A 13363-nucleotide genomic window follows, 5' to 3' on the forward strand; every position below is an offset into this window, starting at 1 on the left:
AAGATCAACTCCTTATTTTTAAGCTATTAGTATTATAGACAATAAATGAAAATAATAATTTAAATTTGATTATAAATTATTATTTTTATGAATATATTGTATTAGTACTATTAACTTAAATTTAAACAGGAGGGAGTTGCTTAATACTAGCAGCGAATTTTATAAATGGTAAGTAAATTAGTTAAAGAAGAAGAGGTTTTAAGTACATTAAGCTTTGATTATATAATTGAAAGTATTATAAGATATTTGAAGGATAATAAAGATTTAATAATTAATAATTGTAGAGAAGAATATTTAATAAATATATTTGAATGTATCTTATACAAGCTCTTATTTAATGAAAAACAAGTATTAATATTATGTGATGATTATATTGATAAGGTTATAGATACATCGGTTATAAAGAACTTAGATAAAAGAACTATTTACTTAAAAGGTTCAATAGATTTTAAAAGTAATTTAAAAGAACAATTATTAAGTTTGCCAGAAGCTACTGGGAAAACTATTATAAGCAAAGTTGAAGTGTTATCTAGGAGTATTGATAAAAAGACTAAGCAATTAATAGATTTAATTAAGTTCTTTACATTAAGTAATAATAAATCATTATCTTTAATAGAAAAATATAAAATAACTCAAAGAAAATTAAATAAGTACGATTCTTTATATGAATATTATAGTATATATAGAATAAAAAAGCCTTTTGAGAAATACAGTTACTTTGAAGTTGATAATTGTGTCAATGAAATTATTAAATCTAATCTAATAAAGAAATATATAAAATATAGAAGATTCATTGATAATAATAAATTTAAAATTCTTAAAGAACCTGTTAATTATGAAATGTTAAATTTAGCAATTTATAAAATTGATGAGTTAAATAAAGATACAAATTTTAAGGTACCATTAAACTATTCTCAATATACAGAGGATTTTATAGAAACTTTATCTATAAATCAAAAAATGCCAAATGAAGATTTGAAGAGTCTCGTTAATTTAGTTAACTTAAAATATAATTATAATTTATTAACTCATCAAAAGAAAAATAGATTATTAAGTATATTTACAAAGAGAAAAGATAATGCAAAGTATGAAAATAATTTAAATAAGTACTCTAGTATAGAAGATGATATCACAAAAGAATATGAAGATAATTTAAGAAATATAAATTCATATATTGATAAATTAAACTTTCTAAAGAATGTATTAAATGATGAAGAATACAAAAGCTTCTTGGCTGATCTTATTAGAGGCAAAGATTTAAAAGATGATTTATTAAAATATAGAAAGATATTTAATATATCTTATGAAATGAGAGATGTATTAAATTTATTAAAGCATCTAAGTAAAATTGAAATTGAAATATTAAACTATGCCTATAATAATATCGAGGATAAAAAGTATATGGAGGATATTATTATAAGTATTCCTAAATTAAAACTATATTTAGAAATTGAAGAAGATGAAATTAGATTTTCTGATACTATAGATAAGTATAAGGACTTTGGTAAACTATTGAATGAATTAAATGAAGATATAAGGATAAGAAATAGTTTAATATCTGAATCGATAAATTATATATGGGATAATAAGTTAAGGGAAAAACTTAAAATAGGGAAAAATAATATTGATAAAGTTGATTTTTCTGATAAAGAAATAACTAAAGCTTTATTTCCATGTATAATTTCCAAGCTAGATAATTTGCAATTAAAGAATATAAATGATAATAATATAAAATTTGATAAAGTTATCTATTTAGGGAAGATTACTAATCTGGATGACAAAACGCTAGAAACTCTAAAATACTTAAGTAAGAGTATTATAATATTGTGTAAGGATAAAGTAGATACTCCTCTGAATCTTAAAAGCTATGAGAATATAGATATACTGAATATAGATATACCAATAACTTATGATAATTCAAGTGAAAATATAATTATAAATGAAATACAGAAATATTTAGAAGGATTAGGTTATATAAGTGAAAAAAATGTATGCATAGATAATTTTAATATCGAATTATTAATAAAGGATAATAATCTAAATACAATTGCAGCATTAGAAATAGACTCTGAAACTATAAATATTAATTCATCATATAAATTAAAAGACATCTATTTAAATAAAGTACTAAAGGATAAAAATATTAAATTATATAGAGTCTGGAGTCGAGATTGGTGGATAAACAAATCAAAAGAATTATGCAAATTAGAGGAATTTTTGCAAACTTTGAAAACAAAATAAGATATTGACTTTATAAAATTTATACAATATAATATTATAGAAAATTAAATAAGACAGTTCGGAAGCCTCCTGTCTATAAACAAAACTACGGTTATTAATTGCAATTTATATTAAGTGTGATTTTATTCGTAGAGGGTTCATTTATGTGAGCTCTCTATTTTATTTTTTCATCTACTATAATTTGTAGTTTTATTTCGTATTTTTATATTTTGAGGTGTCTGTTTTAGTAGGCACTTTTTTTATTTTTTTAGTTATAAATAATATTTTGGAGGAGATTGCATTGAAAGAAAATTTAACAAGAAAATTAGTCAAAGCAGCATTAGTTGCAGCAATTTACGCAGCACTAACAATGGTATTAGCACCTATAAGCTATGGTCCAGTACAATTTAGGTTATCAGAAGTATTAGTGTTATTAGCATTTGTAGATCCTTTTTACATAGTTGGGTTAACTGTAGGATGTCTATTAGCTAATATACTTGGTGGATTAGGTCCAATGGATATAGTATTTGGAACTTTAGCAACATTCTTAAGTGTGTCTGCAATATCACTTACAGCTAAATATATAAAGTCAAAAACCGTAAGTTTAATAATAAGTTCAATATGGCCAACTATTTTTAATGGTGTGATAATTGGATGGATGCTAAATTATGTTATTGGAGCACCACTAATATTAACTATGTTGCAAGTTGGAATTGGTGAGTTTGTAGTTGTTACAGTAATAGGTGTTCCGGTATTCAAATTTATAGAAAATAAATATAAGGGCAGAATAGCTCTACAATAAAAAGTAAGCTTAGATACTTTATAGTTGTCTAAGCTTACTTTTTTATTTACAATAGTTATATACAAATAGATAAATAGTTTAAGGAGATATATATGAATTTAATTACATTAGAAAATATAACTAAGACTTATAGCGAAAAAGTCTTATTAAACAACGTAACATTAAACATAAATGATGGAGATAAAATTGGTTTAATAGGTTTAAATGGATCAGGGAAGTCAACTTTACTTAAGATTTTAACTGGAAGAGATGAATTCTTTGATGGTAAAGTAGTAAAAGGAAAGAATATAAGAATAGAATACTTAGCACAAGATACAAAATATAATGATAATTCTACCATATTAGAACAAATATTTAAAGGGGATACTCCTGAAATGAAGCTTTTAATGGAGTATGAAGAATTACTAGAAAAAGTTAATAATGATATATCCCTTAATGATAAGTTAATAGCAATTCAAAGTAAAATAGATACTATGAATTTATGGGATTTAGAAAGTGATGCTAAAACTATTTTGACTAAGCTTGGAATAAGTGATTTTAACAAAAAAATGTCAGAGCTATCAGGAGGTCAAAAGAAAAGAGTTTTCTTAGCTTCTTCATTAATAACTCCATGTGAATTATTAGTTCTAGATGAGCCTACGAACCATCTTGATTCAGAGTCAATAGAATGGTTAGAAGAGTACTTAAACTCAAGAAAAGGCGCCTTAATTATGATTACTCATGATAGATACTTCTTAGATAGGGTAACAAATAAGATAATAGAACTAGATAGAGGAAATCTTTATTTATACGAAGGAAATTACAGTGATTTCCTTGAGAAAAAAGCTGAAAGGCTACAAGTAGAAGCATCTAAAGAAGAAAAGAGACAAAAGCTTATATTAAAAGAGTTAAAATGGGTAAGAAGAGGTGCTAAGGCTAGAACTACTAAGCAAAAAGCAAGGCTTCAAAGATTTGATGAGTTAGTAAGTACTGATTATATAACAGTAAATACTGATATAGAAATGCCTTTTGTAGGTAGAAGACTAGGTAAAAAGATTATAGAGATAAATAACATTTCAAAATCCTTTGATAATAAAGTGCTAGTTAAAGATTTTGATTACATTTTTTCTAAAAATGATAGAATAGGTGTAATAGGAAAGAATGGAGCAGGAAAAACAACTTTAGTAAATATGATTACAGGGGCTATAAGTCCTGATAATGGAGATATAGAAATTGGAGATACAGTAAGCATAGGAACCTTTTCTCAAGATAATACTCATATGGATTTAAATCAAAGAGCTATAGATTATATAAAAGAAGGTGGAGAAAACATACCAACAGAAGATGGATATAATATAACAGCATCACAATTAGCTGAAAGATTCCTTTTTGATGGTACAATGCAATACACTCCAATTGAAAAGCTGTCAGGTGGAGAAAGAAGAAGGTTACATTTATTAAGAGTGCTAATGGAATCTCCAAATGTACTTATACTAGATGAGCCTACAAATGATTTGGATATTGAAACCCTTAAGATACTAGAAGACTTCTTAGATGAGTTCATAGGAGTAGTAATTATAGTATCCCATGATAGATATTTCTTAGATAGATTATGTAATAAAATTTTTTCATATGAAGGTGATGGCTTAGTAAAACAATATGTAGGTAATTATAGCGATTACTTAATACATAAGGAATATGAAATAAAACCTGAGAAATCTAAAAATGAAGTAAAAGAAAAGAAAACTAATCAAAAAGAGAATAGAAATACTTCTTCTAAACCTAAATTTACTTTTAAGGAACAAAAGGAATTTGAAGAAATTTATTCTGTTATAGAATCTTTAGAGCATGAACTTACTGTTATAGAAAATAAAATGGCAAAAAACGCTTCAAATTATGGAGCTTTAAATGAGCTTATGAAAGAAAAAGAAACTTTAGAAGAGGAACTATTATTTAAATATGAGCGATTAGAATACCTAGAAGATATTGCTAATAAGATTGAAGAATACAAAAGCAGATAAAATTTTGAAATAATGACTTTCTCATTTTGAATAATTATAGTATAATCTTTGTGTAACGCAACTCACAAATATAATGTGAAAAGGAGATAAATTATTATGAAGAAACTTATTAAAAGTTTTAGTGTTCTATTAGTATCTTTTGCTTTAGTTGGATGCGGTAGTAAAAGTGCTAATGTAGAATTAAAGGAAGGATTAACTGCTAAAGATGTAGTGGCAAAGGTTGAAGAAAAGGCGCCTATGCAAATGCCTCAAGAATTCGATGAACAAATGGCTACTGATATAGCTAAACTAAACTTAGATGATGTTGAAGATTATGCTATTACTAAAGCAATGATAATGAACTCTGCTGATGTAGCGGCTGTTGTAAAGGCTAAGGAAGGTAAAGTTGAATCTGTTAAAGCAACTTTACAAGGTATGTTAGATACTGAGAAAAATAATGCATATTTACCAGATCAAAAGGAAAAAATAGAAAAAGCTATACTTGCTGAAAAAGGTAATTATGTTATATTATTAATAAATGCAGATATTAAAGCAGCAGAAGAAGCTGTAAATGAATGTTTTGAATAAGATTTTAATTAAAGCTAGATAGGAAAATATCCTTATCTAGCTTTTTTAGAAAGGATTTATTATGGTTTTTAGCAGCCTTATTTTTATATTTAGATTTTTACCTGTATTTATAGCAGTATATTATATAACTCCATATAAATATAAAAATCTTTGCATACTTATTTTCAGTTTGTTTTTTTATTCATTTGGCGAACCGAAGTATTTTCCAATAATGATTTCATCAATTATTATTGATTATATAGTATCTATACTGATTCAAAGAAATTTCAAAAATAAAGCTAAATGTAAAGTTTTATTATTAGTTTCTATAATATTTAATATGGGAATTTTAATTTATTTTAAATATGCTAATTTTTTTATAGAAAATATAAACTTATTATTTAAGTCTTCAATAGATAAGATTAGTTTAACCTTGCCACTTGGAATAAGTTTTTATACATTCCAAACTTTATCTTACACTATTGATGTATACAAAGGAAAAGTTGAAGCAGAAAAAAATATAATTGATTTTGGGGCTTTTGTATCTTTATTTCCACAACTGATAGCTGGACCTATAGTAAAATATAGTGATATAAATAAAGAAATAAAAAATCGCTCTATAAATATGAGTAATTTTGAGTTAGGATTAGAGGAATTTATAATAGGTTTATCTAAAAAAGTGCTAATAGCTAATAATATAGGAATGCTTTGGTCTGAAATATCTAGTAAAGATTTAATCAATATATCAACTCCTTTAGCTTGGCTTGGTATAATAGCTTTTTCATTTCAAATATATTTTGATTTTAGTGGATATTCATCAATGGCTATAGGACTTGGGAAAATGATAGGATTTAACTTTCCAATAAATTTTAATTTTCCATATATATCTAGGAGCATAACTGAGTTTTGGAGAAGGTGGCATATAACTTTAGGTTCCTGGTTTAAAGAATACGTATATATTCCTTTAGGAGGAAATAAAGTAAACAAAATAAGAGTATTTTTAAATTTATTGATAGTTTGGTTTCTAACTGGATTTTGGCATGGTGCTGAATATACATTTATTTTATGGGGATTATATTTCTTTACATTAATTTATATAGAAAAAATATTCTTGGGAGAAACTCTAAAAAGACATGTTATTTTCTCACATTTATATACTATATTCTTTTTAATAATAGGATGGTGTATATTTGCAATAACTGATATTGCGACTTTGGGTATTTATATAAATAAGATGTTCACTTGGGACTTTAAAAGTGATTGGATTTATTATATTAGAAACTACTTTATAGTTATTATATTATGTATTATTTCTTCAACTCCATTAGTGTTAAAAATATATAATAAGATGAATAAGGTAATTAAATCGATTATTATAGTCTTGCTCTTTATGCTATCTATAGCATATTTAGTAGATAGTAGTTACAACCCTTTCTTATATTTTAGATTTTAATAGGAGGAGAGTATGATTAAAAAAATAATAAAATATCCAATTAGTATATTGGTATTAACGATAATTTTATTCATTACTATAATAGATATATCCAATAAAGATAAAAATTTTTCTAACTTTGAAAATAGATCTTTAGCTCAAAGACCTGTATTTTATTTCGATGATTTCCTTAAAGGACGATTTTCTAAGGATTATGAAAGATACATTAATGATCAATTTGTCTTTAGAGATACGTGGATAGATTTAAAGTCTAGAAGTGAGTATTTATTGGGGAAGATAGAAAATAATAATATAATTTATGGAAAAGATAATTTTTTATTTGAAAAGTATGAAAAAGTAGATGAAGAAAATTTAGCTAAAAATATTGATTCTGTTTTAGGCTTTATAAAAAAAATACCTAATAATAACGTAAATTTTATGATTATTCCAAGTTCATATACTATATATAAAGATTATTTGCCTTACGGAATTAATTTAGTTGATCAAGAATTATATATAAATAATATATATAATTATTTATATAATTATAATAATACAAAAACAATATCATTAATAGATATATTTAAGGAAAATAAGGATAAGTATATCTATTATAAAACAGATCATCATTGGACGTCATTTGGATCATATTTAGCATATAGTGAATTTGTTAAAAATAATAATTTAAGTTTAGTAGATATTAATAACCTTAATAAGCATGAAGTTAATAATTTCTATGGAACTTATTTTTCAAAAAGTAAAAATTTTAATGCAGAAAGTGATTTAATAACTTATTATGATGTACCCAATTTAAGTGTATCTATAGATGGAGTACCTGTTGATAATATAAATGATAACTCAAAGTGGAGTAGTAGCGATAAATATTCAGCTTTTTTAAGAGGAAATAATGGATTAACTATAATACAAAATAACGATATTTCTAATAATAATAAAATCTTGGTTTTAAAAGATTCATTTGGAAATTCATTTATTCAATATCTAGTTAATAATTATAAAGAAGTATATGTAGTTGATTTGAGGGGGTTTATTGGTAGCTTCAATGAGTTCTTTAAAAGTAATAACTTCGATGATGTATTAATAATGTATAATTTTATAAACCTTGCTGATGATGTAAATATATCTAAAATCAAATATTAGTTATTAAGCAAAATAACTTTATTGACAATACTATAAATATTTGATACTCTTTTAAAGGTTGATTTATATAGTACATAGGAGGAAATTATGGAAGGAACAAAAGAAGTAAAAATTTTAGTTGCTGATCCTTCAGCAATAGGATTATTTGGACTAGCTGTAATAACATTAGTTGCATCATCACAAAAATTAGGACTTACAGACGGGGTATCTTTAGTATTACCTTGGGCTATATTCTTAGGAGCTACAGCTCAATTATTAGCGTGTATAAATGATTTTAAACACAATAATACTTTTGGAGCTACAGCTTTTGGAGCATATGCATTCTTCTGGTATGCAATGGGAATGACATGGCTTATACAAAATGGCGTATTGGGAGAAAAGCTTGCTTCTGCAGCTGATACAAAACAATTAGGATTTGCCTTTTTAGCATACTTAATATTTACATTATTTATGACTATTGGAGCAATAGAAACTAATAAAGTATTATTTATAATTTTTGTTTTAATAGACTTCTTATTTATAGGACTTATGTTAAATTCCTTTGGAATAGTACCACATTTTGCTCATAGCTTAGCTGCATATTCAGAACTTGGAATTGCAATCTTTTCATTTTATGGAAGTGGTGCAGCTGTTTTAAATAAACATTTTGGTAAAGTATTTTTACCGATAGGCAAACCATTTAACATTTTTAAATAAATAATAAATGTGATATTATAAATATAGTGTTATTGTATTAAACAAATTAACACTATATTTTTTTATTTTAATGAAATTTAGTTACGATTATACTTTGTATAAAATAGTTAATATATATTTGACATAAGGAGAAAATTTATGAAAGTATCTATATTTTTAAAAGGAAAAAAGGATCCAGTTGTATACGAAGGAGAGAAAATAGATATAGTAGATCTAAATTTGAATGGGACTAATTATAAGCAAGTAAGATGCTTCAATAAAAAAGGAAGTTCTAAATCAGAGTTGATTGTAAATAATTTAATAAATAAAATTATCGAGTCATAAAAGGTGCTGTAGTAGCACTTTTTTTATTTGTCTGAAAGTATAAATTTTATCTTTCATTAAGTAAAATAAAAAAGCAAACTTATATATGTCTATAATTTATTGTAAACTTGTTCTAAATTTAAAATGTTTACAATATTATAGTAATGAAAAAGATACTAACAGCATAATAATTTATGTATCTTGAAAAGACACTAACAGCAAATTAATATTATGCATTCACAATGTATGATATAATTATTATATAAACGTGTCTTGTATTAATTTTTAGGAGGAAAAAATGTCTAGTGTTTTAAGTAGGATAAGAGAAGAATTGTATAAAGTCTCGGAAATAGATATAGATGAAGAAGAAGTTAGCATAAATGTAATAGAAGAATTTATAGATAATATAGAATATTTTAGAAATGCTTCTGAAGAAGAAATTATAGAAAGTTTTAGAAGGATTTTTTACTCTGGAACTAAGTATAGCATTAAATTATTATTCTTTGTTAGAGATAAGATAAATGGATTAGGAGAAAGGAGAGTATTTAGAGTTATTTTAAAATACTTAGGAAATGAGCATCCAAATTATATAGAAAATAACTTAGCTTTAATTCCTAAGTATGGTAGATGGGATGATTTATATTCTCTATTTGATACAAAGCTTGAAGATAATGTTATAGACTTATTTAAAAATCAATTACAAATAGATGTTAATTCTAATAATCCATCTACATTAGCTAAATGGCTAAAATCAGAAAATACTTCTTCTAAAGAATCAAAAAGGCTTGCTAATAAAACAAGAAGGTTATTTGGATATTCCCCTAAGGAATATAGACGATTATTATCTAGTTTAAGAAAAAAGATAGATATAGTTGAAGCAAATATAAGTAGGAGAGATTATTCTAAAATAAATTATAATAATCTTACAAAATTAAATATAAAAAAATATCAAAAGGCATTTTTAAGAAATGATAAAGTTAGTTACGAAAAATTTAAATTACAAAATAATAAAAATGCTTTTATATTCGAATCCCTTGAGAAGATGATTTCAACTATTAGAAATAATTTGAATAATTATAATAGAAACAGTATAGAAGATATGTATAGCAAAAATTTAGAATATTTAATAGATATAACTATAAAGGATATAAACTCATTTGAAGATACTTTAATAATTAATGGAATTGAAGGGGAGTTTACAAAAGATCAAAATAGATACTTTGATGTATTAATTGCAACAATCCTTTTATACAACAAATTGAATTCGAACAGCTTCAAAAACTATTATATGTCTTTTAAAAAGAATTCTAAATTTAATAAATTAACAGGAGGCAATTATATAGAAGATATCGAAATAATATCTAAAAATAATATAAATTATAATATTGATTTAAACTCAGCCTTAGATTTATTATTATTTACTAGTATTAAAAAGAATTTAAAGCCTGAAGCAATTCCTAAATCTATAATGTTTATATATAATAAAGATGAAAATATTAATTTTATTGATTTTAAGAATATAAATGAAAAATGGATAAATTCAGGATTTGAAGTTCCTAAAATTAAATTTTGGGATCTAAATGATTTATCTCCAAAGTTTTCAATAAAATATAAAGATGGTGTAACAATTATTAAAGGGTATAATAATTCGATGTGGAAGTATTTGCTTAAATGTAAAGAAATGAGTCATTCGAATATTATTATAGACAAATTTAATAATATTGAATATAAAGATTTAATTATCTAAATTAAACAATGCATATGCATTGTTTATATAATATAAGTTTACATAATGTTTAATATGTTTAATATTGTTATCCATAAATTAAAATAATAAAGATTTATCAAAGTCGCATTTAATAACATGCAGTGAATAAAATTGTGAATATAATTATGCAAAATTTATGTATAGCAAAATTAAATTTAAAAATCTATTAAATCTATAAATAACTTATATAAAGACAAAATTAATTATGAAATTTGTCTTATTTTAAATTAAAGAAATATTTTAAAATAAACATACTTAATATAAATAAAAATAGTATGATTTAGGTTAAAAACATTCAAAAATACAATAAAATAATATAAAAAACCCTAAAAATTATTTCGCTAAATATACATTTATTATATTTCGTACTATTGTAAGTTTAAAATCTCTGTGATATAATAAAATCAAGGCTTTAGAGAGATTTTGGAGGTGAAAAAATGTCTACAGGACGAACGAAAACATATAAATACAAAGATTTTTGTTATACTAACGACGTAAAAAGACTTTTAAGTATAGAATTATCGAATAAAGATAAGAAAAAACTTCACTCAGTGTATTCTAATTATTATAATTTAGATGCTGAACGTGGATATGAATTTATAATTGAAGATTTATTTAAACTTGCTGAAGTGCATAAATTATCAACTTCTCAAATAGCACAAATTTATGATACCGGAATTAGAAACGTTCAAATTTGGCTTAAAGAACTTGGAATAAATCGTAGCATTAAAAAGGCTCAAAAGATCAACAAAAAGAATTCTAAAGTGAATTTAGAATTGAATTCTGTCGAAAATTTAAATTCAAACACAAACTCAATACAAAGTAAGTACGGTATTGAACAAGTTCAAATTAAAAATTTACCAGAATCAGTTGTTGATTTTCTTAATTATTTAGAAACAATTAAGGGAAAATCCCCTAACACTATTAAAGGATATGAAATAGATTTAACTTTATTCTTTAGATTTTTAAAAATATATAAAGGACTTATTACTGATGATTCTTTAGATTTTTCCGAAATAGATATTAGGGATATTGATAATTCATTTGTTAAGAAAATTAAATTAACTGATTTATATGCATTTTTATCTTTTGCAGAAAAACAAAGAGAAAATGGAAGTTATGCAAGAGCTAGAAAAGTTGCTGCACTTAAATCTTATTTTAAGTTCCTTAATGGAAAAGCAAAAATTATAGATGATAATCCCACTTTGGAATTAGAATCACCAAAGATAAATAAAAGGCATCCAGTTTATTTATCTTTAGATGAAAGTGTGAATTTATTAAGTTCCTTAGATAAAGATAATAAGAATTATTACAGAGATTATTGTATACTAACTTTATTTTTAAATTGCGGAATGCGTTTATCAGAACTTTGTAGCATTAAATTAGATAAAATCAAAAGTGATACTTTAACTATAATCGGTAAGGGAGATAAGGAAAGAACTGTTTATTTAAATGAAGCTTGCTTAAAAGCAATTGATAATTATTTAGCTGTTAGAGATACTTCTAAATGCACACCTGAAGATAAAGAATATTTACTACTCTCCTCCCGCTTTAAACCTATTAATAAAAGAACAGTTGAATTACTTGTTAAAAAACATATATTTAATTCGGGATTAAGTAATGAAAAATATACTCCTCACAAATTAAGACATACAGCTGCTACACTAATGTATAAACATGGTAATGTTGATATAAGAAGTTTACAAAGTATCTTAGGTCACGAAAATATATCTACAACCCAAATATATACTCATGTTGATGAAGAAATCTTAAGAGATGCTGTAAATTCGAACCCATTATCAAAATTATAAAACATAAAAATAAAAAAGACTCTATATAGATATATTTTCTTTTATAGGTATCCACTATATAGGGTCTTTTTATAACATATTAACCTTTTATTTTTTATTAGTACTTCCCTTTTAACTTTCTAACTCCAGGGAAAATTTCTTCTGTAGCATCTTCTAGTGAATCATCACCTAATATATCTAAATCATCTATGTATTCAATATGATCAAAAGCATCAACATAATCACTTGATTCATTTTCTAAAGCGTACTCTCCTACTTCATCAAGTTCTTCAGTTGAAAGCTTTTCTTCTTTTAAAGCTTCTATCATTTTTTTATATTCATTTTCTAAGAATTCATTTTCTTCAACTGTTTTAGCTATATCTTCAATTTTGATTGCTCTTACATCTATACCTTCTTCTTCTAGACAGTCTCCACAGTTGTCACAAATTCTATTAGGATATATATCACAATAATCATCTTCCGCGAATTTCTTAAAATCCATAAATACACCACCTTTGTTTAAAGTAAACCGAAACTTATTATAACAAATAAATATTAAATAAGCAAATTATATAATAAAATTAAATTCTATATGCTTTTAATTTTACTATCCTACTTAATATAAGTAAAATAAATTTTACCGCTAAA

The 13363-nt window shown here is 24.2% G+C and carries 11 protein-coding genes; 10 read left to right on the forward strand and 1 reads right to left on the reverse strand.

The genetic code is table 11. The annotated features are described in order from the left end of the window. Positions 1-165: 165 nt before the first annotated feature. The 10 genes from J2Z25_RS15470 to J2Z25_RS15515 all read left to right on the forward strand — a co-directional run bounded on the left by J2Z25_RS15470 (position 166) and on the right by J2Z25_RS15515 (position 12736). Positions 166-2241, forward strand: coding sequence for a hypothetical protein (locus J2Z25_RS15470; RefSeq protein WP_209741220.1), 2076 nt, complete (start codon positions 166-168; stop codon positions 2239-2241). A gap of 280 nt (positions 2242-2521) precedes the next feature. Further along, positions 2522-3022, forward strand: coding sequence for a QueT transporter family protein (locus J2Z25_RS15475; RefSeq protein WP_008678824.1), 501 nt, complete (start codon positions 2522-2524; stop codon positions 3020-3022). A 92-nt stretch (positions 3023-3114) separates the two neighbouring features. Further along, the gene (gene abc-f / locus J2Z25_RS15480; RefSeq protein WP_209741221.1) at positions 3115-5022 is read left to right on the forward strand and encodes a ribosomal protection-like ABC-F family protein; all 1908 of its coding nucleotides are present in this window, start codon (positions 3115-3117) and stop codon (positions 5020-5022) included. A 96-nt stretch (positions 5023-5118) separates the two neighbouring features. Further along, entirely contained in the window at positions 5119-5589 is a 471-nt protein-coding gene (locus tag J2Z25_RS15485; protein WP_209741222.1) for a DUF4358 domain-containing protein, read from the forward strand. Positions 5590-5650: 61 nt separating this feature from the next. After that, positions 5651-7021 carry an MBOAT family O-acyltransferase gene (locus tag J2Z25_RS15490; RefSeq protein WP_142690067.1) on the forward strand — a complete coding sequence of 457 codons (1371 nt, stop codon included), beginning with the start codon at positions 5651-5653 and terminating at the stop codon, positions 7019-7021. Positions 7022-7033: 12 nt separating this feature from the next. Then, complete coding sequence (locus J2Z25_RS15495; protein ID WP_209741223.1) at positions 7034-8158, forward strand: DHHW family protein; 1125 nt, start codon at positions 7034-7036, stop codon at positions 8156-8158. A gap of 87 nt (positions 8159-8245) precedes the next feature. After that, positions 8246-8854 (forward strand): acetate uptake transporter, encoded by a 609-nt coding sequence (locus J2Z25_RS15500; protein ID WP_209741224.1) that lies wholly within the window; start codon positions 8246-8248, stop codon positions 8852-8854. A gap of 138 nt (positions 8855-8992) precedes the next feature. Beyond that, entirely contained in the window at positions 8993-9178 is a 186-nt protein-coding gene (locus J2Z25_RS15505) for a hypothetical protein (protein WP_008678818.1), read from the forward strand. Between the two features lie 277 nt (positions 9179-9455). After that, on the forward strand, positions 9456-10904 hold the full coding sequence (locus J2Z25_RS15510; protein WP_209741225.1) for a DUF2828 family protein: 1449 nt from the start codon (positions 9456-9458) through the stop codon (positions 10902-10904). Between the two features lie 836 nt (positions 10905-11740). After that, positions 11741-12736 (forward strand): tyrosine recombinase XerC, encoded by a 996-nt coding sequence (locus J2Z25_RS15515; protein ID WP_209741249.1) that lies wholly within the window; start codon positions 11741-11743, stop codon positions 12734-12736. Positions 12737-12833: 97 nt separating this feature from the next. Here the strand turns inward: J2Z25_RS15515 and J2Z25_RS15520 are convergent, their stop codons facing one another. Next, entirely contained in the window at positions 12834-13217 is a 384-nt protein-coding gene (locus tag J2Z25_RS15520) for a hypothetical protein (RefSeq protein WP_008678814.1), read from the reverse strand. Between the last annotated feature and the right edge of the window lie 146 nt (positions 13218-13363).

This window comes from Clostridium tertium (genome assembly GCF_017873245.1).
GTDB classification, from domain to species: domain Bacteria; phylum Bacillota; class Clostridia; order Clostridiales; family Clostridiaceae; genus Clostridium; species Clostridium tertium.